Annotated in this window: 18 protein-coding genes and 2 pseudogenes; 13 read left to right on the top strand and 7 right to left on the bottom strand. The window is 75.5% G+C overall.

The features are described from left to right. Window positions 1–22: 22 nt before the first annotated feature. Window positions 23–1,342, bottom strand: a complete 1,320-nt coding sequence (locus ACFV04_RS17100) for a PQQ-binding-like beta-propeller repeat protein (RefSeq protein ID WP_380529819.1) — start codon at window positions 1,340–1,342, stop codon at window positions 23–25. Between the two features lie 131 nt (window positions 1,343–1,473). Next, the gene (locus tag ACFV04_RS17105) at window positions 1,474–1,830 is read right to left on the bottom strand and encodes a DUF4326 domain-containing protein (RefSeq protein WP_380346450.1); all 357 of its coding nucleotides are present in this window, start codon (window positions 1,828–1,830) and stop codon (window positions 1,474–1,476) included. 93 nt (window positions 1,831–1,923) lie between these two features. On the opposite strand from ACFV04_RS17105, the gene ACFV04_RS17110 reads away from it, so the two are divergent. From ACFV04_RS17110 to ACFV04_RS17135, 6 genes are all read left to right on the top strand, one after another. Further along, window positions 1,924–4,497 (top strand): SpoIIE family protein phosphatase, encoded by a 2,574-nt coding sequence (locus ACFV04_RS17110; protein WP_380529821.1) that lies wholly within the window; start codon window positions 1,924–1,926, stop codon window positions 4,495–4,497. 128 nt (window positions 4,498–4,625) lie between these two features. Next, window positions 4,626–6,293 carry a sensor histidine kinase gene (locus tag ACFV04_RS17115; RefSeq protein ID WP_380346446.1) on the top strand — a complete coding sequence of 556 codons (1,668 nt, stop codon included), beginning with the start codon at window positions 4,626–4,628 and terminating at the stop codon, window positions 6,291–6,293. 100 nt (window positions 6,294–6,393) lie between these two features. Beyond that, a complete protein-coding gene (locus ACFV04_RS17120) occupies window positions 6,394–7,062 on the top strand; it encodes a response regulator (protein ID WP_380346496.1) in 669 nt (222 codons plus the stop codon). A 556-nt stretch (window positions 7,063–7,618) separates the two neighbouring features. Continuing rightward, the gene (locus ACFV04_RS17125) at window positions 7,619–8,377 is read left to right on the top strand and encodes a transglycosylase family protein (RefSeq protein WP_380529823.1); all 759 of its coding nucleotides are present in this window, start codon (window positions 7,619–7,621) and stop codon (window positions 8,375–8,377) included. Window positions 8,378–8,700: 323 nt separating this feature from the next. Further along, the gene (locus ACFV04_RS17130) at window positions 8,701–9,456 is read left to right on the top strand and encodes an SDR family NAD(P)-dependent oxidoreductase (protein ID WP_380529825.1); all 756 of its coding nucleotides are present in this window, start codon (window positions 8,701–8,703) and stop codon (window positions 9,454–9,456) included. Between the two features lie 125 nt (window positions 9,457–9,581). Then, window positions 9,582–10,187 carry a TIGR03086 family metal-binding protein gene (locus ACFV04_RS17135; RefSeq protein WP_380346441.1) on the top strand — a complete coding sequence of 202 codons (606 nt, stop codon included), beginning with the start codon at window positions 9,582–9,584 and terminating at the stop codon, window positions 10,185–10,187. Between the two features lie 95 nt (window positions 10,188–10,282). Here the strand turns inward: ACFV04_RS17135 and ACFV04_RS17140 are convergent, their stop codons facing one another. Continuing rightward, window positions 10,283–10,744: a (2Fe-2S)-binding protein gene (locus ACFV04_RS17140; protein ID WP_380529827.1), complete on the bottom strand. Its 462-nt coding sequence runs from the start codon at window positions 10,742–10,744 to the stop codon at window positions 10,283–10,285. An 86-nt stretch (window positions 10,745–10,830) separates the two neighbouring features. Next, the gene (locus tag ACFV04_RS17145) at window positions 10,831–13,320 is read right to left on the bottom strand and encodes a molybdopterin cofactor-binding domain-containing protein (RefSeq protein ID WP_380346439.1); all 2,490 of its coding nucleotides are present in this window, start codon (window positions 13,318–13,320) and stop codon (window positions 10,831–10,833) included. Between the two features lie 419 nt (window positions 13,321–13,739). On the opposite strand from ACFV04_RS17145, the gene ACFV04_RS17150 reads away from it, so the two are divergent. From ACFV04_RS17150 to ACFV04_RS17165, 4 genes are all read left to right on the top strand, one after another. Beyond that, a complete protein-coding gene (locus tag ACFV04_RS17150; protein ID WP_380346437.1) occupies window positions 13,740–15,020 on the top strand; it encodes an MFS transporter in 1,281 nt (426 codons plus the stop codon). A gap of 252 nt (window positions 15,021–15,272) precedes the next feature. Continuing rightward, entirely contained in the window at window positions 15,273–16,025 is a 753-nt protein-coding gene (locus tag ACFV04_RS17155; RefSeq protein WP_360264321.1) for a Mut7-C RNAse domain-containing protein, read from the top strand. A gap of 95 nt (window positions 16,026–16,120) precedes the next feature. Then, the gene (locus ACFV04_RS17160) at window positions 16,121–16,546 is read left to right on the top strand and encodes a cupin domain-containing protein (RefSeq protein ID WP_380529830.1); all 426 of its coding nucleotides are present in this window, start codon (window positions 16,121–16,123) and stop codon (window positions 16,544–16,546) included. Beyond that, on the top strand, window positions 16,543–18,426 hold the full coding sequence (locus ACFV04_RS17165) for a CocE/NonD family hydrolase (RefSeq protein WP_380529832.1): 1,884 nt from the start codon (window positions 16,543–16,545) through the stop codon (window positions 18,424–18,426). The genes ACFV04_RS17160 and ACFV04_RS17165 overlap by 4 nt, the downstream gene beginning before the upstream one ends. 16 nt (window positions 18,427–18,442) lie before the next feature. Here ACFV04_RS17165 and ACFV04_RS17170 read toward each other — a convergent pair. Both ACFV04_RS17170 and ACFV04_RS17175 read right to left on the bottom strand, forming a co-directional pair. Then, window positions 18,443–19,252 (bottom strand): annotated as a pseudogene (locus ACFV04_RS17170) (restriction endonuclease); the annotation flags it as partial. Between the two features lie 77 nt (window positions 19,253–19,329). Next, window positions 19,330–20,226: a hypothetical protein gene (locus tag ACFV04_RS17175; RefSeq protein ID WP_380529834.1), complete on the bottom strand. Its 897-nt coding sequence runs from the start codon at window positions 20,224–20,226 to the stop codon at window positions 19,330–19,332. Between the two features lie 118 nt (window positions 20,227–20,344). Here ACFV04_RS17175 and ACFV04_RS17180 point away from each other — a divergent pair, with 118 nt between their 5' ends. Further along, window positions 20,345–20,845 (top strand): inorganic diphosphatase, encoded by a 501-nt coding sequence (locus ACFV04_RS17180; RefSeq protein WP_380346428.1) that lies wholly within the window; start codon window positions 20,345–20,347, stop codon window positions 20,843–20,845. Between the two features lie 174 nt (window positions 20,846–21,019). On the opposite strand, the gene ACFV04_RS17185 is transcribed toward ACFV04_RS17180, so the two are convergent. Then, the gene (locus ACFV04_RS17185; RefSeq protein ID WP_380346427.1) at window positions 21,020–22,279 is read right to left on the bottom strand and encodes a pyroglutamyl peptidase; all 1,260 of its coding nucleotides are present in this window, start codon (window positions 22,277–22,279) and stop codon (window positions 21,020–21,022) included. A gap of 69 nt (window positions 22,280–22,348) precedes the next feature. On the opposite strand from ACFV04_RS17185, the gene ACFV04_RS17190 reads away from it, so the two are divergent. Both ACFV04_RS17190 and ACFV04_RS17195 read left to right on the top strand, forming a co-directional pair. Then, window positions 22,349–23,605 carry a cytochrome P450 gene (locus ACFV04_RS17190; protein ID WP_380529836.1) on the top strand — a complete coding sequence of 419 codons (1,257 nt, stop codon included), beginning with the start codon at window positions 22,349–22,351 and terminating at the stop codon, window positions 23,603–23,605. Between the two features lie 161 nt (window positions 23,606–23,766). Continuing rightward, a pseudogene (locus tag ACFV04_RS17195) lies at window positions 23,767–24,318 on the top strand (TerD family protein); the annotation flags it as partial. Window positions 24,319–24,337: the final 19 nt, after the last annotated feature.

The following is a 24,337-nucleotide window of genomic DNA, read 5'->3' on the forward strand; positions in this document are numbered from 1 at the left end:
TCCTGCCGCGTTGTGGAGCCGCTCAGCTCAGGGGGAGGGCGTGCAGGACGTCGTCGTGGCCCGCGTACAGGCGGCCGCCGTCGGTGGCGACGCTCCAGACGTCCTTGCCCGGCCCGGAGTCGTGGAAGGTCCAGTCCAGTCGCCCGGTCGGGGTGTGGATCGCGCTGACCCCGCCGGTCGCCGTGCCCGGCACGAACAGCATGTCGGCGGCGACCACCGGACGGCTGCGGCGGTCCAGCAGGAACGGCAGCCGACAGGTCCACAGCACCCCGCCGGTGACCGCGTCGTGGCAGGTGACGATGCCGTGGTCACTCGGGACGTACACCCGGGGGCCGTCCGGGACGGGCGGCAGCGCCCGCCAGGAGTCGCCCCGGGCGGGGGAGTAGGTCCAGCCCGGTTCGCCGGTGGGCTGCAGCATGCGCACGCCGCCGTTGCCGTCGGGGACGTAGACGTCCTGCGTGCCGGTGGCGCACCAGCGCAGGTCCTCGTCCCCGTGCGCGGTCCACAGCGGGCGGCCGGTGGCGGCGTCCCGGGCCACCAGTTCGGCGCGGAACCCGAGGAAGCGGACGCAGGCCACCACGTTGCCGCCGATCCTGGTGGCGGGGGCGACCGGCTGCTCCTCCTGCTCGGTCGGGACGGTCCAGAGGAAGGAGCGGTCGGCGACCCGAAGGGCGAAGAGGTGGTTGTCCGGCGGGGCGCCGTCGGGGCCGGGGCGGCCCCAGGAGTAGCCGTAGAGGATGCCGCGGTCGTAGCCGGTGAGGCGGGTCCGGCCCTGCAGCTCGTCGGGCAGCGGCAGGCTCCAGTCGGCCGCGGGGTCCGTGAAGTGCCGGGCTTCGAGGTGGCCCTCGTAGGTGGTGGTGAAGAGGAGGTCGGGCCCGATCACGACCTTGCCGAGCAGGTCGAGGTCGCTGGGCCAGTCCCGGCTGTCCGGCGGGTCGAAGACCAGCAGCCGGGCGGCGGTGCCCCGGGCGGCGTCGAGCACCTGGAGGCCGTTCCTGGACAGGTAGACGGGACGGGCCGGCGGGCCGGTCAGCCGCGCCGGGGTCATCGCCTCGGGGCCGCGGTAGGTCCAGAGGGGGGTCGGCCCGGAGAGCGCGGTGGGCGGCGGCTCGGTCGGCCTCGGTGCGGGGGGCGCCCCGTCGGCACCCGAACGGCCGAACGCCCACGCGGCCCCGCCCGCCGCGAGGGCCCCGGCCCCGATCAGCATCCGGCGCCGACTCGGCCGCGGACCGTCCCCGCCGCCGCCGATCACGTCCTCGGGCGCCTCGCCGCCGCTGCTCTCCTCCCCGTCCCACTGCCACGACGCCTCGTGCGCGGTGTTCCCGGACGACGGCGACTGCATACGCTCTCGCTTCCCCACCGGCGGCCCCGCGCCGCCACCCGTCCGGAGGATATCGAACAGTCCCCGAACGATTCGAACGGTTCGAACGTGCGCGACGGCGGGAGGGGAAGCGGTTCCTCGGGCACCGGCTCTCAGGGGCGCTCCGGGGAGTGCTTCGAGGAATCCTCCGGGGGGTGGTCGGCGAGCTCGGCGAGGACGTCGGCGTGGCAGGGGAGCGGGGCGCACCAGCAGGCGAGGCGGTGGCCGCGCAGGGGCGGGACGAGGGCGAGGAGGTCCGGGCGGGCGAGCAGGTACGCGCGGTACTTCGCGACCATCTCCTCCCGGGTGAGGTCCGGGCCCGGCCGGTAGGGGCAGTGCAGGGGGGATTCGGCGAGGTGCCAGCCGCCGCGGTGCGCGGCACGGCCGACGTAGACGGCGTCGCCGTAGGCGGGGTCGTCGCGGTGGCCCTTGAGGTTGACCACGGTGGTGCGGCGGGACGGGCTCGGCATGCCGTCCATGCTGGTGCAAGCCGGGCCTCGCGGCAGCCCGGGGCGGGGCGGGCTCGCCTTGACACCGTTCCGGGCCCGGCGTAGCAAAAGAGCATGCGCCATCCGCATGCGACCGGTGGGGCCCCTGGGGCGTGGTCCGGGCCGGACCAGCCGCGGGAGCCCGGGGCCGACGCGGTGGTGGGCCGGGCTGCTCCCCGGACCGGGCCGGCGGCGGACCGGCCTGCGGAGCACCGTCGGGACGAGCTGTTCGCGGACGCCGTGCGCGGGGTGCTCGGGCGCACCGGGGCGTACGGCGCGCTGGTGTACCTGCGGTCGAGGGACCGGCGGTCGCTGGCGCTGCGGACGATCGCGGGGGTGCCGCTGGCGGTGATGAGCCCGTTCCGGCGGGTCGCGGCGGCCGGGCCGCTGCCGGTCGCGGTCTGCTTCCGGACCGGGCACGAGATCGTGCTCACCGGCAGTGAGGACACCATGCGGCGCTTCCCGCAGCTCGCGGTCGGTCTGCCGTACGACTTCGCGTCCGCCTGCGTGCCGGTGGAGCACGGCGGCGAGCGGTTCGGGGTGCTGAGCGTGCTGTGGCCGGCCTCGGACGACGGGGTGCCGGAGTCGTCGCGTCCGCTGATCGCCGCCGTCGCGGCCGAACTGGGCGACGGTCTGGCCGGGTTGGAGGAGTCCGGGCAGTCGGTGGAGCCGGGCGGGGAGGGGGAGCCGGCGGTGGTCGAGCTGCCGCCGCCGTCGTCGGTGCCGACCATCCGGGTCGGGCTGTTCGACTGGGACGTGGCCACCGGGGCACTCGCCGCGGACGAGCAGTTCCGGGAGATCTTCGGTTTCGGCCCGGGCGAGTTCGACGGCACGGCGACCTCCCTGAGCGGCAGGATCGCCCCGGGCGACCTGCCGCAGTTCCGGGCCGCCGCCAGGACGGCGCTGGAGCACGGCGAGGTGCTGGCCGCCCGGGTCCGGGTGCTGGGGCCGGACGGCTTGCCGTACCCGGTGGAGCTGTGGGCGCGGGCACCCGCGGTGGTCTCCCGCGGCCGGACCCACCTGGTGGGCGCCGTGCTGGACGTCCGGAGCCTGACCGCCGCCGCGGCCGCCGTCGAGCGGCTGCGCGAGGGCGTGTTCTCACTCGACCTGGACGGCCGGATCCGTTACGCCAACCAGGCCACCGAGCCACTGCTGCGGGCCCGCCGCGAGGACCTGATCGGCCACCACCCCTGGGACGTGCTGCCCTGGCTCGCCGACCCGTTCTACGAGAACCGCTACCGGGCGGCGCTGCTCTCCCAACGGCCCGCCACCTTCCTGGCGGCCCGCCCGCCGGACGGCTGGCTCGCCTTCTCGCTCTACCCCGACGCGCACGGCGTCACCGGCCGGGTGGTCTCCGCCGAGCCCCTGCCGGACGCCGTCGAGCCCCTGCCGGCCGCTCCGCCGCCGGCCGCCCGCACCGGCGTCGGCGGCACCCACCACCTGCTCCAGCTGGCCAGTGCGCTGACCGAGGCGGTCACCGTTCGCGACGTGTGCCGGGCGGTGGCCGAGGAGATCCTGCCGGCCTTCGGCGGCCAGGAGCTGGCCATCTACACGGTGCACGACCAGGAGTTGCAGCTGGTCTCGCAGTCCGGCTACCCGGACGGCTTCCTGGACTCCTTCGAGGGCACCCCGGTCGACGCCCGCGTCCCGGGCGCGGAGACCCTCAGCTCCGGCACCGCGATCTTCTTCGAGTCGGTGCGCGAACTCGCCGCCGCCTACCCCGGCCTCGCCCTGGACGAGATGGGCGCCTGGGCGTTCCTGCCGCTGATCGCCTCCGGCCGGGCGGTCGGCAGCTGCATCCTCGGCTTCGACCGCCCGCACCAGTTCACGGTCGAGGAGCGCGGCCTGCTCACGGCGCTCGGCGGCTTCATCGCCCAGGCCCTGGAACGCGCCCGGCTGTACGACGCCGAGTTCGCTGTGGCCCGTGGGCTGCAGCAGGCGCTGCTGCCGCACCGGCTCGCCGAGGTGCCCGGGATCCGGATCACCGCCCGCTACCTGCCCGGCACCCAGGGGATGGAGATCGGCGGCGACTGGTACGACGCGATCGTCACCGACGGGGACGTCACCCTGGTGATCGGCGACGTCGAGGGCCACAGCGTCGGCGCCGCCGCCACGATGGGCCAGCTGCGCAGTGCGGTCCGCGCCTTCGCGACCGGCGGCGACCCGCCCGACCAGGTGCTCGCCCACACCAACCGGCTGCTGCTGGACCTCGACCCCGGGCTGCTCGCCAGCTGCTGCCTGGTCCGGCTCGCCTCGGCCGACGGAACCGCCCGGATCGCCCGCGCCGGGCACATGCCGCCGGTGCTGCGGCACCCGGACGGGCGGACCGAGGCGCTGTACGTGGCGGGCGGGCCGCTGCTGGGGGTGGACGAGCTGGCCGCGTACCCGGTCAGCGAGCTGCGGCTGAGCCCGGGCTCGGTGCTGGCCCTGTACACGGACGGGCTGGTCGAGGACCCGGCGGCGGCGATCGACGAGGGCGTGGACCGGCTGCGGGCCGCGATGGCCCGGGCCGAGCCGGGGGAGGACCTGGAGGAGGCTGCCGAGCGGCTGCTGCGCGAGGTCGGTTCGGCCCGTCGGGTGGACGACGTGGCGCTGCTGCTGACGGCCTTCGGCCGGGCCGCCGCCGGGCCGACGCCGCCGTCGGTGTGATCGGACATCGGCGCGAGCAGGCACCGGCGGGTGTGACCGGTCGCCGGTGTGACCAGGAGACTTTCGTCGGACCCGGCGACGACGAAGGTGGACGGCGGGGGCTCCGGCCGGCCGGTTAGCCTCGACGGGTGGATGCGATCGCGCGGGCCTGGAAGAAGGCGGTACGGACGGCGCTGCCGGGGCCCTGGCGGCCGTGGCGGGTGGTGGGCGAGGCCGTGCTCGCCCTGCTGATGGGCGGTCTCGCCGCTGTGACGGAGGTCGCCGCCGGCACCGGCCTGGCGGTGCCCTTCGGCCTGGGCGTCGCGGTGCTGTGGGTGCTGCGGCGGGGACTGCCGGTCACCGTGCTGCTGGCCGCCGCGGCCGCCACCGGCTGGTCGGGAGGGCCGGTGCTGCTGCTGATCTGCGCGGGCTGGGCGGCCGGCGCGCGGATCCGCCGGGTCTGGGCGCTGGTCGGCACCTTCGTCCTGGGCTGGGTGCTGTTCACCGTGACGGGCGTGCTGAAGGACGCCTCCTCGTTCTCGCCCGAGCTGCTCCTGGGGCTGTCGCTGGGTGGCTTCCTGGTGCTCGCGGTCCTGCCCGGGCTCTACGGCCGCTACCGCGCCCAGCGGCGCGCCCTGCTGGACGCGCTGCGCGAGCGCAACGACCAGCTGCTGCGGGAGCGGGTCATGGTGGTGCACCAGGCGCGGCTGCGCGAGCGGCACCGGATCGCCCAGGACATGCACGACAGCCTGGGGCACCAGCTGGCGCTGATCTCCGTGCACTCGGGCGCGCTGGAGGTGGACCGCACGCTCACCGACCGGCAGCGGGAGGCGGTCGGGGTGCTGCGGCAGGCCGCGGTCGCGGCGATGCGCGAGCTGCGCGAGGTGGTCGGGGTGCTGCACGACGAGTCGACGGCGGTGCCGCCCGCGGCGGGGGCGGTGGGCGCGACGCCCGCCCGGGGCGGGGTGGACGGGATCGACGGGCTGGTGGATTCCTCCCGGGCGGCCGGAGCGGTGGTCGTGCTCACCCGGGAGGGCGAGCCGCGCCCGCTGCCGGCCTCGGTCGACCACGCGGCGTACCGGATCGTGCAGGAGGCGCTCACCAACGCGCACAAGCACGCCCCCGGCGCGCCGATCGGTGTCGCGCTCCGGTACGAGCCGGACGCCCTGGTGGTGGAGGTCACCAACGACCGTGCGCCGGAGCTCGTGGGCGCGTGCGTCGGGGTGGGCCAGGCCGTGAGCGGCGGCCAGGGGCTGACCGGGCTGCGGGAGCGTGCCCGCCTGGCCGGCGGCATGGTGCACGCCGGGTCGACGCCCGAGCAGGGCTTCCGGCTGGCCGCCGTCCTGCCGTACGAGGGGACGGAGGGCGGCAAGGAGGGCGCCGCCGCAGCGACCGGGGTGGACGACTGGGTGTTCGAGGGCCTGCCGGTCGACGACGCGGCCGCTAAGCGCCGCAGTCCGGCGTTGGGGTGCGCGGTCGGCGTGGTGGCGGTCGGGCTGACCGTGCTGGGCCTGCTGGTCTGGGGCGTCGTGGGCTTCGTGGACGGCAGCCGCGCCGCGACGCTGAAGAAGCCGCGGTACGACCGGATCGAGGTCGGTGCGGCGCAGGACGCGGTGATGCGTGAGCTGCCGTCCGGCAGCAGCTTCTTCACCGACGAGTACAAGGGTGGCGGACCGACCCCGCCGGCGGGGGCGCAGTGCCGCTGGTACCTCCTGGAGGGCTCGTCCGACGACGGCTGGAACGACCAGCACGTGGCGCGGTTCTGCTTCAAGGACGGGGTGCTGGTGGAGAAGCAGGAGTACGTCGGCAAGGACTGACCGCGCGGGCGTCCGGACCGGGGGCCGGAGGTCCGGTCCGGACGGCGGGGATGTGAGGATGGTGCCGCAGCCGAAGCACCGTTCGAGGGGAATGACCAGCGTGATCCGAGTCCTCGTCGCCGACGACGAGCCGCTGATCCGGGCCGGGATCAGGATGATCCTCGGCTCCGCCGACGACATCGAGGTGGTCGCCGAGGCCGCCGACGGCCGGGAGGCGCTGGAGCTGGCGCGGGCGCACCGGGTGGACGTGGTGCTGCTGGACATCCAGATGCCGGTGATGGACGGGCTGACGGCGCTCGGGGAGCTGTCGAAGGCCGCCCCCGGCGCGCGGGCGTTGATCCTCACCACCTTCGGGGAGCGCGAGAACGTCCTGCGCGCCGTGACCGAGGGCGGCGCCGGCTTCCTGCTGAAGGACACCGCGCCGAACGAGCTGATCCAGGCCGTCCGGGCGGCGGCCGGCGGGAACGCCTTCCTCTCCCCGGCGGCCACCCGGCACATCGTCGACTCGTTGGCGTCCGGACACAGCGGTTCGCTGGCCGCCCGCGGCGCCGCGGCCCGGCGCCGGCTGGAGGTGCTCACCGAGCGGGAGCTGGAGGTGCTGGCGCTGCTCGGTGAGGGCCTGTCCAACGCCGACGCCGGGGCCCGGATCCACATGAGCGAGGCGACGGTGAAGACCTACGTGAGCCGGATCCTGGCCAAGCTGGGCTGTGAGAACCGGGTCCAGGCGGCGCTGCTGGCGCGGGACGCGGAGCTCGACGGCCGGAGCTGAACGTGTCCGCACGGTCACTGAACGTGTCGGGCGTGGTGGATGCCACTCGGCGGCCGCGCGGAACCGGGAACTCCGGCCGGGCTGCTGACGGTCCGTCAGTGATCGGTGACGGTGTGTGGGTGGTGCGGGGGGCGCTTACGGGTGAACAGATGTGAGTGAGGGCACGGGAACTGATCATTTGATCTTGAGAATGCGGTCAAACCTGGTCGAGCCGGGCACCGTTTCTTGATCGATACCGCCGGTAACAGTCAACTGACCTGCGACGTCCAGGAATTGCTTGCTGTGCGCCGAGGTTGCCCCCTAGCTTCATTGGCGGCGCACCGAGCGCCACCCGGGTTCACCCCGACGCACCGCCCGCCGACTGACCCACGGCGCGAGGGCGGTGCCCGCCGATCAGGCCGGCTCGAACAGGCCGTCGGCGAGCGGAGGTGACCGGGGCGGCAGGGCACGTCCGACGCGTGCCCGGCCGCCCGTCGAGTGAGGTGAGCGAACACCACCGGCCCCTGTCCCGGGCCTGGTTCCGTCTGCCCGCCCGGGGCTTGTCGAGAGGATCTGTATGAATCCCCGTCACGAGACCGCCGCTGCCACCGAGACCACCACCAAGCGCAACCGCGTGCGGATGGCGGTCGTCGCGGGCGCCGCCGTCGCGGCCCTGCCGGTGGCCGGCCTCGTCACGGCCACCTCGGCCTCCGCCGCACCGGCCTCCTCCTGGGACGCCGTCGCCCAGTGCGAGAGCGGCGGCAACTGGAGCACCGACACCGGCAACGGGTTCCACGGCGGCCTGCAGTTCTCCCCCAGCACCTGGAGGGCGTACGGCGGCACCGCGTACGCCCCCCAGGCCAGCCAGGCGACCCGGGCGCAGCAGATCGCCGTCGCCGAGAAGGTCCTTGCCTCGCAGGGGCCGGGTGCCTGGCCGGTCTGCTCGAAGAAGGCGGGTCTGAGCAGGGGCGGCGCCCCTGCCGACGTCGACACCACGTCGGCCGCCAAGCCCGCCAAGCCCGCCAAGCCCGCCAAGCCCGCCACGAAGGCGGCGAAGCCCGCCGCCAAGCCGGCCCCGGCCGCCCCGGCGGCCAAGCAGCAGGCGCCCAGGGCCGCCGAGGCGGCCGCGGGCCGGCCGTCGGCGAAGCCGGCGCAGTCCGCGCCGTCGACCGCGAGGAACACCGCGGGCGGCAGCTACACCGTCAAGGCCGGCGACACCCTGAGCGACATCGCGGCCAAGTTCGGCGTCGACACCGACGGCCTGTACAGCAAGAACGCGCGTGTCATCGGCGGCAACCCGGACCTGATCTTCCCGGGCCAGACGCTGACCGTCTGACGGAGCCGCGAGTGCCGCTGCGGCGGAGCGCCTGACCCAGCCTCCGACGGAGCCTCGCGACCCGGCCGAGCGGCGCCGCCCCTGTGCACGGGGGCGGCCGCTCGGCGCGGTGCGTTCCGGGCTGGTCCCGGCCGCAGGGCCGAACCGTGCGGGCGGCCGGGGGTCGGTTCGTACGGCCGGTGGGCGGCGTGCATGCCGGGCCCCGGGGGCGCTTCGAGGCATGGTTGAAATTTCAACGCGACGTCCGAATACCGCCGGAGGTCCGCGGCGCCCCGGACCAGGATCGAGTCATGTCCGAGATCGGAACGAGGAGTTCTGGAGATATGACGATGAACGGTGCGGCAGTGCTCGACGGCAAGGTGGCCCTGGTGACCGGCGGCAGCCGTGGGATCGGCGCGGCGGTCGCGCTGCGACTGGCCGAGGACGGCGCCGACGTGGTGCTGACCTACCAGGGCGGCGCCGAGCGGGCCGACGAGGTCGCCGCGAAGATCACCGCGATGGGACGGACCGGCTGGGCCGTCCGGGCGGACAGCGCCGACCCGCAGGAGGTGGCGGCCGCCGTGGCCGCGGTCGCCGAGCGCTTCGGGCGGCTGGACATCCTGGTGAACAACGCCGGCGTCGGCGTCCTCGGCCCGATCGGCGAGCTGGCGCTCGACGACGTCGACCGGGTGCTGGAGGTGAACGTCCGGGCGCCCTACCTGTACGCCCGGGCCGCCTCCGCGCACCTGGCCGACGGCGGACGGATCGTCACCATCGGCAGCTGCGTCGCCAAGCGGGTCGCCTTCCCCGGCGCCACGCTGTACGCGACCAGCAAGGCCGCGCTGATCGGTCTCACCAAGGGGCTGGCCCGTGAGCTCGGCCCGCGCGGGATCACCGCCAACCTGGTGCACCCGGGCCCGATCGACACCGACATGAACCCGGCCGGCGGCCCGTCGGCGGAGTTCCAGAGCGGGCTCACGGCGCTCGGCCGCTTCGGCACCGGGGCGGAGGTCGCGGCCGCCGTCGCCTACCTGGTGGGAGGGGACGGCCGGTACGTGACCGGCGCGGAGCTCGCGGTGGACGGCGGCTTCGCGGCCTGACCGCCCGGCGGGCCCGGTCGGCGGCACGCACCGGCGCACGCGGGGCGGTGTCGTGCCGGACGGTCGTCGGCGCTCGCGCTTACGATCGCCCGGCACGACCCGTGTCCCCGACCGAGAGGTGTGCCATGACCGCAGCGGAAGACCCGATCGGACTGCTCGCCCGGGCCCTCGCGCAGACCGCCGGGCTGATCGACGGTACCGGCGTCGAACTGGCCGGCCACCCGACCCCCTGCCGCTCCTGGGACGTCGGCGACCTGGTCAGCCACCTCCTCCACGACCTGCGGCAGTTCACCGTCCGGGCGAGGGGCGGGCAGCCGGACTGGTCGCAGCCCTTCGAGCGGGTCGAGGACGACTGGCTGCACGCCTTCGAGGCCGGGGCCGAGCAGCTGGTCGACGCCTGGCGCGCGGCCGGGGACCTCGGCGGCACGCTGGAGGTGCCCGGTGTCGGCACCCTGCCGGCCCGCTTCCCGGTCGACCAGCAGATCGCCGAATTCGCCGTCCACGGATGGGACTTGGCGCGTTCCGGCGGTCAGTCCACCGAGGGCCTGGACCACGAGGTGGCGCTCGCCGCCCTGGCCTGGGCCGAGGGTGCGCTCAAGCCCGAGTACCGTGGCACCGAGCAGGAGCACAAGGCCTTCGGTCCGGCCGTCGCCCTGCCCGAGGACGCCCCGCCGTACGACCGGCTCGCGGCGTTCTTCGGCCGCGACCCGGCGGCGCCGGTCGTGCCGTAGGCCGCGTTCGCCCCCGGTCCGCCGACGGCACGGACGCACCGGTCGGTGCCACCGGGCGCCCGCGCCCCGCCCGGACCGGGCGGGGCCTGCCCGGGTCACAGCGGCCGGCGGGCCGCGGCCTGCTTGATCGCCTCGCGGATGCGCGGGTAGGTCCCGCAGCGGCAGACGTTCTGGATCCCGTCGATGTCCGCGTCCGTCGGGTTCGGGGTGCGGCGCAGCAGGGCGACCGCCGCCATGATCTGGCCCGGCTGGCAGAAGCCGCACTGGGCGACGTCGCAGGCGAGCCAGGCCTCCTGGACGGGGTGCAGGTTCTCGCCGTCGGCGAGGCCCTCGATGGTGGTGACGGTGTGGCCCGCGCAGTCCTTGACGGACCGGGTGCAGGGCTGGAACTCCCGGCCGTCGAGGTGGCTGGTGCAGGCGCGGCAGACGCCCACCCCGCAGCCGTACTTGGGGCCGGTGACGCCGAGCTTGTCGCGCAGCACCCAGAGCATCGGCATGTCGTCCGGGGCCTCGACGGTGACGGGCTGCCCGTTGAGGACGAAGGTGTGGGTGGGCATGGGGAGTCGGGATCCTCGGCTCTGGATGGTCGGGTGGCTGTGACGCCCGGGTGGTGGCGCCGGCCCGGTGGTGGTGCCGGGAGGGTTCAGAAGTCGATGGGGAAGGAGCGCGGGCTGGTGCCGGTCGCGCGGGCGTAGGCGTTGGCGACCGCGGCGCAGGCGGCCGGGACGCCCAACTCGCCCGCGCCGCCCGGCGGTCCGCTCGGCGGCATCAGGTGGATCTCGACCACCGGCGGGGTGTGCCGTTGCCGGGCGTAGTGGAAGTCGCCGTAACTGCCTTCCCGGAAGGCTCCGTTGTCGAGGTGGTTGCCGGCCTGCAGGATCACCGAGATGCCGTCGACCAGTGCGCCGGTCAACTGGGCTTCCAGGCCACGGGGGTTGATGACCCGGCCGACGTCGGCGGCGACCACCGCCCTGGTCACCCGGGGGTTGGCCCGGTCGGTGGCGTCCAGCTCGACCAGGTAGGCGGCGGCGCCGCCGTTCTCCTCGTGGTACCCGACGCCCTGGGCCCGGCCGGGGGGCATCGGGCGCCTCCAGTTCCCCTTCGCGGCGACGGTGTCCAGGACGGCCCGGCCGGCGGCGCCGCGCAGCCGGGCCCGGCGGAAGGCGACCTCGTCCTGGCCCATCCGGCGGGCCAGTTCGTCCATCACGATCTCGTCGCAGACCCGGACGGTCCCCGAGTACACCGAGCGCCAGCTGCCGGTGGGCAGGTCCAACGGGACCTCGGCGAGCAGCTGGACGGGGACGCCGACCTCGTACGGGTTCTTCTCGGTGAGCAGGAAGAACACCTCGGAGGTGGTGAGCCCGGCCAGCGGGAGGTCGTAGCCGGCGGCGGTGAGCGCCTCGCCGAGGCCGTGGCCGAAGTCGGTGCGCACACTGGCGGCGCGGTGCTCCCAGGCGAGCACGCGGTCGAGGCCGTAGACGGCCCGGATCCGGTGGTGGCCGGCCGGGCGCATCCGGCCGTGGCGCATGTCGTCGTTGCGGGTCCACATCAGCTTGACCGGGCGGCCCGCGGCCTTGGAGATCCGGGCGGCCTCCAGGGCGGCGTCGAAGAACAGCCGTCGGCCGAACGAGCCGCCGCCGCGCACCACGTGGACGGTGACGGCGTTCTGCGGCAGGCCGAGTTCGGCCGCGATGGTCTGCTGGGCGACGATCGGGCTCTGCGCGGCGAACCACAGCTCGGCCCGGTTCGCCCGGACGTCGGCGATGGCGGTGAGCACCTCCATCGGGGCGTGGTTGACGAAGGCGAAGTCGAACTCGGCGTCCAGGTGCTGGGCGAGCGGCGGCGGCGGGAGGAACGGCGCGTGGGCGGCACGCAGCCGTTCCCTGACGTCGGCGTCGGACAGGCCCGCGACCGGGCCCGGGTTCCAGGTGGTGCGCAGGGCGTCGCGGGCCTTGAGCGCCTGGTCGAAGGTCTCGGCGAGGACGGCGACGCCGCTCGGGACCTGCACCACGCCGAGCACCCCGGGCATGGCGCGGGCGGCGGAGGCGTCCAGGGACTTGAGGGTGCCGTTGACGGTGGTGGGGCGGGCGACCACGGTGGGGACGGCGCCGGGCACGGACAGGTCCCCGGTGTACCGGGCGCGGCCGGTGACGATGTCGCGGGCGTCGATCCGGCCGGTCGGCCGGCCGACCAGCCGCAGCCGGTCCGCCGCCTTGGGGAGGGCGGGGACGGCGGGCGCGGCGATCGCGGCCGCGGCGGCGGCGAGTTCGCCGTAGCCGAGCCGTCGGCCGTCGGGGGCGAGGACGGCGGAGTCGGCGGTGCGCAGGGTGGGCGCGGGAACGTTCCAGCGCCTGGCGGCGGCGGTCACCAGCCGGGCGCGGGCGGCGGCGGCGGCGCCGCGCACCGGGTCGTACAGCGAGCGGATGGAGTTGGATCCTCCGGTCAGCTGGTTGAAGAGCAGTTCGGGGCGGCCGTCGGAGAGCGGCACGTCGACGTCGCCGAGCCGGGCGTCGAGCTCCTCGGCGACCAGCATCGCGATCGCGGTGGTCAGGCCCTGACCGACCTCCAACCGGGGCAGGTGCAGCACGGCCCGCCCGGCGGGGGTGACTTCCAGGACCAGCAGGTGCGAGGTGGGCAGTCCGGCGAGGATCATGGCGTCGCCGAGGTCGACGACGTCCGGGATTCCGGGCAGGCCGACCAGCCGCGGGGACGCGGCGTCCCGGGCGGCTGCGGCGGCGTGGACGGCCTGCGCGGCGGCCTGCCCGGGGCCCGGGGCGGCGGCCCGTGCGGTGGCGGGGTCGGCGGCGTCGAGGCCGAGACGGGCTCCGACGGTGAGGGTGGGCGCGGCCAGCAGGTAGGTGAGGAAGCGGCGGCGGCGGGTCGCGCCGGCCCCGGCGGCCGCTGTCGCGTCGCGGCGCTCGGCGGTGCCCGGGCGGGTGGCGGTGGACGGGCGGTCGGTGGAGCCGGGGAGGGTGGGGGCGCGCGGGTGTCCGGTGGGCTCCGGGTGTCCGGTGGGGTCCGAGGGCGCGGCGGAGGTGCTGATGGGAGGAGCCCTTCGAGCCGGAGACGGCGCCGGATCGGGCGGGCACGGCGGCCCCGGCCCCGGTGCCGGATCGCGAACGCCGTCGAGCATAAAAGGGCGCTACTGACGGGTCAACACGGTCAAAGTTGGCCCCAGGCTTGGCCGATCGCGGTTTTGCAGCGTTCGGGGAGAGCGGATTCGGAGCGGGTACGGACGGCGCTTCGGTGGCGCGGGGAAGGTCGGGGCGAGGCCCTCCCGAAGCGCGCGGAGACCCCAACGGCTCGGTGTCGCACGAGGGTTCAGCGCTCGGTCGGCGGTGCGGCGGCCGACGGAAGTGGCCCAGGAAATTCCTTGATCACTGGACCTGTCGGCTGGGCCGGTTTCTGCCTAGGGTGGGTGGCGAACCGTCGCCGACGGTTGTGAACGTCCGGCCCGTGCGCCGCTCGTCGTCGCGGTGCTGTCGCCCGTCCGTGGGTGGAAGGCCCCCCGTCGGGCGAACGGTGACGGTCCGTCACCACCGAAGGAGAGGCGTGCCGACCGACCGAGCCGCCCGGCGGGGCAGCCTGCTGCCGCCCGCCGGCCCCCAGCGGACCCTGGCCGCAGCCCAGTTGGCGAGCGCGGTGGGCGACGGTGCGTACTACACCTGCTCCGCGCTCTACTTCACCCGCGTCGTCGGCATGTCACCGACCGCCCTCGGTCTCGGCCTCGCCGTCGGCTGGGCGCTCGGCTCCGTCGCGGGCGTCCCGCTCGGCCACCTCGCCGACCGGCGCGGCCCGCGCCGCACCGCGGTGGCGCTCGGGCTCGCGGCCGCGGCCGTGGCCGCCGCCTTCCTGACGATCCGTTCCTACCCGCTGTTCCTGGTCGCGGTCTGCCTCTACGCGACGGCCCAGTCCGGGCTGACCGCGGCGCGGCAGGCGCTGGTCGCCGGCCTGGTGCCGGCCGGGGAGCGGACCGGACTGCTCGCCCACCTGCAGTCCACCCTCAACGGGGGCCTGGCCGTCGGCGCGGCGGTCGGCGGCATCGCGCTGAGCGTCGGCACCCGGACCGCCTACCTGGGCGCCTTCGTCGTCACCACGATCGGCCTGCTGATCGGCGCGCTCGTCCTCGGCCGGCTGCCCGAAGTCCCGCCCGGCCCGAAGGAGTCCGGCACCGGACCGCGCCTGGCGGTGCTGCGCGACCGGCGGTACGCCGCCGTCACCCTGGTCAACGCGGTACTACTGCTGCGCATGCCGCTGCTCAGCCTGATCATCCCGCTCTGGATCGCCCAGCGCGCCCCCGGGATCGGCTGGCTCGGCTCGGCGCTGTTCGTGCTCAACACCCTGGCGGTGCTGGTGTTCCAGGTCCGGGCGGCACGGGACGTCACCGGGCTGGACTCGGCCGCGCGGGCGGTCCGTTCGGCCGGGGTGCTGCTGCTCGGCTGCTGCGCGGTCTTCGGACTGTCCGCGCTCGACGTGCCGGTCTGGGCGGTCGGCGCGCTGCTGGTCGCGGCGTCCGTGCTGCAGGTGGCCGGCGAGATGCGGCAGTCGGCCGGCTCCTGGCAGATCGGCTTCGACCTCGCCCCGCCGGAGCGGATCGGCCAGTACCAGGGCTTCTTCGGAACCGGCGTCGCCGTGGCCCGCACCCTCGGGCCGCTGCTGCTCACCGCGCTGCTGCTGGACGGCGGCCTCGCGGGCTGGCTGGTCCTGGGCGGGGTGTTCCTCGCGGCGGGCTACGCGATGGGGCCGGTCGCCCGGTGGGCGGAGCGGGACCGCGGTCACGCGGTGTCACCGGCGCCGCCGGTCGTGACGGGCGCCGCGGCGGAGGGCGCGTAGCGGCGCCGGACGGCGGGTGGGTGGCGGGTGGATGCGCGGGCGCGCGGTGTGAGCGGGTGCACGGTGTGATGGGCGCGCAGGTGCACGGGCGCGCGGGTGCACGGGCGCGCGGGTGCACGGGCGCGCGGGGCGCGTGCAGCGGGAGAGCACGCGGGTGCGGTGGGCGCTGCGCGGGCGTCCGGGACGGGACAACCGGCGGGGGAAGCCGGAAACCGGTGGCCCCCACCTGCCGCGCGCTGGCATGCTGGCCGCGTGGACCGACCCCAGATCTGGCTCGACTTCGCCCCTGAGCTGCACCTCTTCGTCTCCGCGCCCCGCCGGGCGGGCCGCACCGAGCTGCGCACCGACGGTGTCTCCACCCTCGGTCACGTCGTCGAGTCCCTGGGCGTCCCGCTCACCGAGGTCGGCGCCCTGCTGGCGGACGGCCGGGCCGTCCCCGACGCGCACGTCCCGGCCGACGGCGAGCACATCGCCGTCCGGGCCGTGACCAGGCCGCAGCCCTCGGCGACGGCGCCCCGCTTCCTGCTCGACGTCCACCTCGGCACCCTCGCCCGCCGACTGCGCCTGCTGGGCGTGGACGCCGCCTACGAGAACCCCGACATCGGCGACGCCGCGCTGGCCGCCCGATCCGCCGCCGAGCAGCGCATCATGCTCTCGCGTGACCGCGGCCTGCTGCGCCGCCGCGAACTCTGGGCCGGCGCCTACGTCTACAGCCACCGCCCCGCCGAGCAGCTGCGCGACGTGCTCTCCCGCTTCGCCCCGCCGCTCGCCCCCTGGAGCCGCTGCACCACCTGCAACGGCACCCTGCGCGCGGCCACCAAGACCTCGGTCCGCGAGCAGCTGCGGGACGGCACCGAACGTTCCTACGACGCCTTCGCCCAGTGCACCGAGTGCGGGCAGGCCTACTGGCGCGGCGCCCACCACGCCCGGCTGGAGGCGATCGTCACCGAAGCCGTCCGGGACTTCGGGGAGGGCCGGGGTCATCTCGGGGTCGTCTCCGGGTAGCCCGCTCTGGCGGGCGCCCCGGCGGCCGTGGTCCCATCGGCGGTGGGGGACGAGACCCACGCTACTCGGTCGCACGAGAGAGGCCAGGTCGTCGGATGAGCACTCACGAACAGCACCCGCCCTTCGGTACCGCGGACCCCGGGGACACCCCCGCGGTCACCGCCCCGGACGGCGCCGAGGTGTACCCGCTGCTGGTCCTGGAAGGGCGGGGGAGCCTTGCGGTGTTCGCGCTCGCTCCCGGACAGGTGACCCGTGCCGTTTCGCACGCCACCGTCCAGGAGCTGTGGCAGGTCACCGCGGGCAGCGGTGAACTCTGGCGCCGCCAGGGCGGCCGGGAGGAGACCGTACGGCTCGCTCCCGGCACCGCCGTGTCGGTACCGCTCGGCACCGCGTTCCAGTTCCGGGCGGACGAGGACTCCGCCGGGCCGCTGCGCATCACCGCCGTCACCATGCCGCCCTGGCCCGGGACGGACGGCGAGGCATGCCCGGCGGAAGGCCCCTGGAAGGCGACCGTCCGATGAGGCGCCCGCTGCCGCGCCGCCCGCTGGCGGTGCTGGCCGCGGCCGGGGCGGTGCTGGGGCTCATGGTCGTCCCGGCGGCCGCCGCGCCGGCCCGGCCCGCCACGGGAGCCGTTCAACCGTCCCTGCAGTCGCGCTACGTGACCATGCCCGACGGGGTCCGCCTCGCCGTCGACGTCCATCTGCCCGAAGGCACCCGGGCCGGCGCGAACCTGCCCACCGTCCTGGTCACCCAGCGCTACTGGCGGGCCCGGGTGCGGGCGGGCGAACCCGGCGAACCCGGCGGCGCCGACGGCGAGTCCGGGCTGTGGACCGCCCGCGGCTACGCCTACGTCAGCGCCGACCTGCGCGGCACCGGCGCCTCCTTCGGCACCCTCACCTCGGAACTGGGCGCCGCCGCCGTCGCCGACAGCGGACCGCTCAGCGACTGGATCGCCGCCCAGCCCTGGTCCAACGGCCGGGTCGGTACCACGGGCATCTCCTACAGCGGCGACACCGCGATGCTCGCCACCGCACTCGGCAACCACCACATCACCGCCGCCGCCCCGATCTCCTACGACTTCGACCCGTACGAGGACCTGGTGCGCCCCGGCGGCGCGCTCATCGAGCCCCGGCTCGCCCCGTACGCGCTGCTGCTGCGCATCCTCGACCAGGCCGGCGGCACCACCTGCGACACCGACGAACGGACCCGGGAGCTCTGCGCGCACACCGGCCTCACCGGCCTCCAGCCCCGCCCGGTCGACGGCCCGGACGGACCGGCCCTGCTCGCCGCCGCCCGCGCCGAGCACGCGGACAACGCCAACCTGGTCGAGATGGCGGACTCCGGCGTCTTCCGCGACTACCGGGACGGACCGAAGAGCTGGACGGTCGGCAGCGTCGGCGAACGGACCGACGCCGTCGAGACGGGCGGGGTGCCGATCCTGACCAGGGCCGGCTGGCTCGACGCGGGCACCGCGAACGGCGTGCTGTCCCAGTTCACCGGCCTCGCCGACACCCAGGACGACTGGATCGGCCCCTGGAACCACGGCGCCGGCTGGCTCGCCGACCCGTTCCAGCCGGCCCGCCCGCTCACCGAGCCGGAACACGCCGTGCTCGACGGGCGCACCTCCGACTTCTTCGACCGCTACGTCCGGGGCGACGCCCGCCCCGACGGCACCCGGCAGGTGCACTACTACACCTTCAACGAGGGCCTCTGGCGTACCACCACCCGCTGGCCGGTGCCCGGCACCCGGACCCAGGCGTTCTACCCCGGGGCCGGCAACACGCTCGGCCGCCGGCCGGACGACCGCCGCACCGGCGCCGACCTGCTGCGCCTCGACCCGACCGCCGGCACCGGCCCACTGGACCGCTGGAACACCAACCTCAGCGGCGACGAGGTCAGTTACCCCGACCGCGCCGCCGTCGACGCCAAGCTGCTCGGCTACACCACCGCGCCGCTGACCGCCGACACCCGGGTCACCGGGAACGGAAAGGTCACCCTCGACGTGACCGGCCTGACCGGATCGGCCCGGGGCGCCCTGCACGTGTACCTGGAGGACGTCGCCCCGGACGGCCGTGTCAGGTATCTGACGGAGGGTCAACTCGCCCTGCAGGACCGGGCGGTGGCTGACAGAGGCGACAATCCCGACTGGCGCCGGCTGCGCACGCCGCGCACCTACGCGGCGAACGACGCCGAGGACTTCCCGCAGGGCGAGGCGCAGCGCGTCACCATCGACCTCCAGCCGGTCTCGGTGCTGTTCCGGGCCGGCGAACGGATCCGGCTCACCGTGGCCGCCGCCAACCCGGACTCCTTCCAGCTGCTCCCGGCCGACGGGCGGGCGAGCTACCGGATCGGGTGGGGCGGGGACCGCGGATCGGTGCTGGAACTGCCGGTCGTGGGCTGAGAGCGGCGGCGATGACGACGAGCCGGTCGACGTCGGCCGGCAGCGCGTCGAAGTCGACCATCAGGCAGGCGTTGGCGTCCTCGTAGCCGGTCACCAGCCGGACCGAGCCGTCGGGGGTGGAGCCGTTGTTGTAGAACACCAGGTGGTCGTCGGAGACCGCGACGTTCCCCCGGCAGACCAGGGCGGCGATGTCGTACTCCTCCTCCCCGGTCCAGTGCAGGAGCAGCCGGGCGGGTTCCGCGGCGATCTCGATCGCGGGCAGCCCGTCCAGGCCGGCCGCCTCGACGGAGGACTCCTCCTGGGCGGCCGCGAACACCTCGTGGAAGCCGTGGTGCTTGAGCAGGCCGACCAGCTCGGAGCCGTTGATCAGGGTGACGGCCTTGCCGGTGACGAACTGGTGCGAGCTGGGGCCGAACCGGCTGGTCGTGACGAGGACGGCCTTCGTCGCGGCCTCGTCGTGGCGCAGCGTCCCGTAGAGGTCCCGCACGGCCGAGGGCGGCACCGTGTCGCGGTACCGCTTGACCTGCACGATCACGTTGCCGCCGCGGAACGGGTCGGTGTCGACGCCGCGGACGTCCACCCCGCCGTCCCGGGACCGGGCGGTCAGCTCGACCTTCAGGCCCATCGACTCCATCAGCCGGGCGACGAGCTGCTCGAACTCGACCGGGTCCATCGCCACGAGGAGCTGGAGTTCGCGCACCCGCTTGGCCATCCGGCCGCGGTTGGCGTTGGTGTCGTCGCGGAGGTGGCGGAACAGCACGCGCTGGGCGCGGCGTTCGTCGGCGTCGGGGTTGCTGAGGCGGTGGAGTTTCCGGCTCCGGGACATGGAGTGCCCCCTCTTGCAGGTGACGATTGTTGCAGGCGTCACCGTAGGGGAATCGTGGGCGAAGTATTGTCGGCCCGTCAGTTCCGCTGCGCAATCGATACCTGGGCCGGCGGGGCGTCCGCCCGGCCCCGGTGCGGTGGGACGTCCGCCCGGCCCCGGTGCGGCGGGTGCAGTTCGAGCCGCCAGGCGTGGGTGGTGTACGCGCCCATCCGGGTCGGGTGGCGTTCGACCAGGCTCACGTCGAGGCGGTCGCCGGTGCGGTGCAGCGAGCCGGTGAAGCGGTGCTGCCGGTCGGGGGCCAGCGGGTGCAGTTCGGCGAGGACGGCGTCGTCCAGGTCGCGCCCGACGGCCCGCAGGGTCCCGGCGTCGAGGACCAGGAGGGTGCCGTCGGGCAGCACCAGCGGCTCCGGGGCCTGCGGGTCGGCGAGCAGCGGGCCGCGTTCGATCCGCCCGCCGGGCAGCAGCCGCACCACCCGGCTCGCGGTCGGGCGGCGGCGGTCCGTCTCCACCACCCGCAGGCCGCTGCCGACGACGTAGTGGCCGTAGCTGCGCCAGGAGTCGACCAGGGTGCCGTCCCGGTCGTACGCCCAGGTGTCGAAGGCGTCGTAGCCCTCCAGCCCGAGGGCGAAGCGGCCGCCGCCGAGGGCCGCCGCGCGTTCGCCGCGGAGTTCGGCGACCGGGGTGCCGTCGGCGAGGTCGAGCAGCAGGGCCGGGCCGAGGTGGCCCCAGGCGGTGTAGTCGAAGGAGTCGGTGGTGACCAGCACCCGGTCGGCGGAGAGGTGGGCCGCGTTCGGCCGGCCCGGGCAGGGCCGGCGCCAGCGGACCCGGCCGGCGGCCTCGACGCAGCTGAGTTCGCCGTCGCGGCCGTGCACCTCCAGCCCGTCCCGTCGGGCCAGCGGGCCCTCCGGGCGTCCCTGCGGCCGTCCGCCGCTCCTGCGTCGGTGGTCCGTGACCGTGACCCGCCAGCTCCCCATGGCCCGGATGCTAGTGGACTCCGCCGAACGGCGGAGGCGGTTTCGGGGGGTGCCCGAACTGCCGACACTCTCTCCGGGAGTCCGTGCGCTCTCCCGAGGAGCCGAGGAGGAGGCCGCGGTGGAGTTCGAGGTGATGATCGAGATCCCGCAGGGGTCGCGGAACAAGTACGTGATGGACTTCGCGGCGGGCCGGATCCGCCTCGACCGCACCCTGTTCACCGCCACCCGCTACCCCGCGGACTACGGGTACGTCGAAGGCACCCTCGGCGGCGACGGCGAGCCGCTGGACGCCCTGGTGCTCGGCGGCGAACCGGCCGTCCCCGGCTGCGTGCTGACCTGCCGGACGGTGGGCATGTGGGTGATGCGCGACGAGCGCGGCCCCGACCAGAAGGTGCTCTGCGTCCCGGCCCGTGACCCGCGCTACACCTCCCTGCAGGACATCGGCGACCTGCCCGAGTTCGACCTGCTGGAGATCACCCACTTCTTCCGGGTCTACAAGGACCTGGAACGCGGCAAGTCCGTCGAGGGCTCGCACTGGGCGGACCGCGAGGCCGCCCACGCGGAGATCGCCGCCTCGCGCGCCCGGGCCGCGGGGACGCACTTCGCCGGCCCGGCGTGAGCGGGCGGGAGTGGAGCGGGGGCGCGCCGCCGGCCGCCTCCTGGCCGGCCCGCACGCCCCCGGGCCGCCTCCTCCTCGGGCCGCCGGGCGGCGGGCCGGGCCGTCGGCTGCGGGGCCGGGCCGTCCGCTGCGGGACGGAGTCGCCCGCTGAGGGGCGGAGCCGTCCGCTGAGGGTCAGAGGCGGGCGCTGCTCAGGACGGCGCGGACCTGATCGGCGATCGCGGCCTCGTTCTGCTCGAACTCCGGTGCGGTGAGCCGGTTCCGGTCCGCCGGGAGGCCGGTGAGGACCGGGGTGTGGAGGTGGCCGCCGGGGAGACCGGGGGCGAGGTCGAGGCGCAGGCGGTTGGAGCGGTAGGCGACCTCGTTGGAGAGGTAGCCACCCCCGCCGCCGGCGACCGCGCGGGAGCCGGGGGTGGGGCCGTCGGTGCGGACGACGGGGTCGGTGGCGCCGGCGGGGATCTCGGTGACGGGGGTGTTGAGCAGCACCGGGTAGGGCTGCTGGACCGCCGTCATGGCGTCGGTGGGCAGGGTGGTGCGGATGAACTGGGGCCCGGCGGCCAGACCGGGGGCGTCGACCGGGTGCCGGGTCGTCCCGCCGGAGAGGGCGGCGACGTTGTCGGTGGCCGGGTCGGCGGAGCGGGCGCGCCCGGCCCAGGCCTCCAGGGTGAACGTGCCGGGGTAGCCCTGGCTGATGCTGGTGATCAGGTCGGCGGCCTGCGGGCCGGGCACCAGGTGCGGGCCGAAGGCGCGTTCCACGATGCCCTCGTCGAAGTCGCGGTAGCGGACCGGCAGGACGACGGCCCGCACCTCGGCGGTGCTGCCGTCGGCGAGGGTGATCCGCCGTCCGTTCAGCTGCAGGACGGCCGCGCCGGAGGGGTTGGCGCGGCGCGGCTCGCTGTCCAGGCCGTACGGGTCGAAGCCGCTGACGAAGATCCGGCGCACGCCGGGCGCGGCGGCGAAGCGGTCGCCCAGGCCGCGCGAGGCGTCCTCGAAGCGGGCCCGCAGCCCGGCGCGGTCGACGGTGAACCCGGGCTGCCAGTCCGCCAGCCGCACGGTCATGGCGAGCCGGGTCCAGTACAGCGGGCGGTCGTCGCGGGCGGGCAGTTCGCCGCTCGGCCGCCGGCCCTGGGCGCGGTCCACGCCGGCCTGCCAGAGCGCCCGGCCCCAGGCGTCCACCACCTGCTCCGCCCGGTGGGCGGTGCGGGCGGAGCACAGGGCGGCCGGGAACCCCCGGAGCAGGTCGCGCAGGCCGGACCGCTCGGTGAAGGCGGCCGTGCGGGCGTCCTGGAGGCGGGCCTGCTCGGCGTCGGGCGCCGCCGTGGTGACGGTGCGGCAGCCGCCCGCTTCGGCGTGGGCGGCGGCCGGGGCGAGCAGGGCGGCGAGCGTTCCGGTGAGGGCGGCGGCCAGTCCGGCGGTACGGCGGAGAAGTGTCATGTCACCTGACAATAGGTCCGGACCTGACGCCCCGCCAGGGCGCCGCCGCACGGCCCGTAGGCTGGGCGGGTGACAGCGCCCGACCTCACCCTCGCGACCCTGATCGCCGATCCGTACGGCAGCTACACCCGGCTGCGCGCCGACGCTCCCGTCCACCGGGTCGTCGGCCCCGACGGCCTGCCCGTCTGGCTGGTGACCCGCTACCCGGACGTGCGCCAGGCCCTCGCCGACCCGCGGCTCGCCCTCGACAAGGCGCACGCCGCACCCGGCAACTACCGAGGCTTCGCGCTGCCGCCCGCGCTGGACGCCAACCTGCTCACCATGGACCCGCCGGACCACACCCGGATCCGCCGCCTGGTCGCCCAGGCCTTCGGCCCGCGCCGGATCGCCGCCCTGCGCGCCCCGATCGAGAAGGTCGCCGAACAACTGCTGGACGCCATGGCCCCGGCCGGTCGCGCCGACCTGCTCGCCGCGTACGCCGCACCGCTGCCGATCACCGTCATCTGCGACCTCCTCGGCGTCCCGGATGACGACCGGCACGACTTCCGGGCCTGGACCGACAGCCTGATCACCCCCGACCCCGAGCGGCCCGAGGCGACCCGCGCCGCCGTCAAGGCGATGCTCGGATTCTTCACCGCACTGATCGAGCGCAAGCGCGCCCGACCCGGCGACGACCTGCTCTCCGACCTGATCGCGGTGCGGGACGAGTCGGTGCGGGACGAGGCCGTGCGCGAGGGGCAGGTCGGCGAGGGGCGGGAAGGTGGTCGGGCAGCGGCCGGGAACGACCGGCTCAGCGAGGACGAGCTGACCTCGCTCGCCTTCCTCATCCTCTTCGCCGGCTACGAGAACACCGTCCACCTCATCGCCAACGCCGTCCTCGCCCTGCTCACCCACCCCGAGCAGCTCGCGGCCCTGCGCGCCGAGCCGGAGCTGATCGACGGCGCCGTCGAGGAGTTCGCCCGCTACGACGGCCCCGCCCCGCTGGCCATCCGCCGCTTCGCGCGCGAGGACGTCGGCATCGGCGGCGTCACCGTCCCGGCGGGGGAGACCGTCCTGCTCGCCCTCGGCTCCGCGAACCGCGACCCCGGGCAGTTCGCCGACCCCGACCGGCTCGACCTGCGCCGCCGCGAGACCGGCCACCTCGCCCTCGGTCACGGCATCCACTACTGCCTCGGCGCGCCGCTGGCCCGGATGGAGACCGCCGTCGCGCTGACCGCGCTGCTGCGCCGCTTCCCCGGCCTCGCCCTCGACGTGCCGGTCGGGCAGCTGCGCCACCGCCCCACCCTGCGGGCCCGTGGCCTGCTGGAACTCCCCGTCCGGTACTGATCCGTGGTCGGTGCGGGACGGGGGCCGGGCCGGGTTCGGTCCGGCCCCCGTCCGGGCGCGGCACTGACGCGATCCTGACGGCGGGGCCGGGAACCGGTGCGAGTTCTACAGCGTTGTCGTAGTCGAACAGCGGAACTTCGTACGGTCGTGGAGGAAGTCCCATGAGTGTGGCCCTGACGAAGGGCGGCAACGTCTCCCTGGGCAAGCAGGCCCCCGGGCTGAGGGTGGTCCGGGTCGGCCTCGGCTGGACGGCCGCGGGCGGGTACGACCTGGACGCCAGTGCGCTGCTGTGCGGGGCGGACGGAAAGGTCGGCTCGGACCAGAACTTCGTGTTCTTCAACAACCTGCGGAGCCCGGACGGCTCGGTCCGCCACCAGGGGGGCTCCGGCGGCGGGGCCGACCGTGAGCAGATCGAGGTCCGGCTGGCAGAGGTCCCCGCCGCCGTCGAGAAGATCGTCTTCGCGGTGGCGATCTACGACGCGGCGCAGCGGCGCCAGAGCTTCGGGCAGGTCCGCGGCGCGTACGTCCGGATCACCGACCCCGACGGCGGCGCCGAGGTGGCCCGCTACGACGTGGCGCCGGAGGCGGGCAGCGAGACGGCGATGGTGTTCGGCGAGCTCTACCGGCACGGCGCGGACTGGAAGTTCCGGGCCGTCGGTCAGGGGTACGCCGCGGGGCTCGCGGGCATCGCCGCCGACTTCGGCGTGGACGTCCTGCAGCCCGCTCCGGCAG

Source organism: Kitasatospora sp. NPDC059599, from assembly GCF_042735125.1.
In the GTDB taxonomy this organism is placed as follows: domain Bacteria; phylum Actinomycetota; class Actinomycetes; order Streptomycetales; family Streptomycetaceae; genus Kitasatospora.

What these genes read in the sequence shown, in the direction of transcription:
- ACFV04_RS17130 (WP_380529825.1), top strand. Translation starts at nt 8,701, where the DNA reads ATGACGATGAACGGTGCGGCAGTGCTCGACGGCAAGGTGGCCCTGGTG.
- ACFV04_RS17165 (WP_380529832.1), top strand. Translation starts at nt 16,543, where the DNA reads ATGAGGCGCCCGCTGCCGCGCCGCCCGCTGGCGGTGCTGGCCGCGGCC.
- ACFV04_RS17125 (WP_380529823.1), top strand. Translation starts at nt 7,619, where the DNA reads ATGAATCCCCGTCACGAGACCGCCGCTGCCACCGAGACCACCACCAAG.
- ACFV04_RS17110 (WP_380529821.1), top strand. Translation starts at nt 1,924, where the DNA reads ATGCGCCATCCGCATGCGACCGGTGGGGCCCCTGGGGCGTGGTCCGGG.
- ACFV04_RS17185 (WP_380346427.1), bottom strand. Translation starts at nt 22,279, where the DNA reads ATGACACTTCTCCGCCGTACCGCCGGACTGGCCGCCGCCCTCACCGGA.
- ACFV04_RS17145 (WP_380346439.1), bottom strand. Translation starts at nt 13,320, where the DNA reads ATGCTCGACGGCGTTCGCGATCCGGCACCGGGGCCGGGGCCGCCGTGC.
- ACFV04_RS17105 (WP_380346450.1), bottom strand. Translation starts at nt 1,830, where the DNA reads ATGCCGAGCCCGTCCCGCCGCACCACCGTGGTCAACCTCAAGGGCCAC.
- ACFV04_RS17135 (WP_380346441.1), top strand. Translation starts at nt 9,582, where the DNA reads ATGACCGCAGCGGAAGACCCGATCGGACTGCTCGCCCGGGCCCTCGCG.
- ACFV04_RS17175 (WP_380529834.1), bottom strand. Translation starts at nt 20,226, where the DNA reads ATGGGGAGCTGGCGGGTCACGGTCACGGACCACCGACGCAGGAGCGGC.
- ACFV04_RS17160 (WP_380529830.1), top strand. Translation starts at nt 16,121, where the DNA reads ATGAGCACTCACGAACAGCACCCGCCCTTCGGTACCGCGGACCCCGGG.
- ACFV04_RS17100 (WP_380529819.1), bottom strand. Translation starts at nt 1,342, where the DNA reads ATGCAGTCGCCGTCGTCCGGGAACACCGCGCACGAGGCGTCGTGGCAG.
- ACFV04_RS17140 (WP_380529827.1), bottom strand. Translation starts at nt 10,744, where the DNA reads ATGCCCACCCACACCTTCGTCCTCAACGGGCAGCCCGTCACCGTCGAG.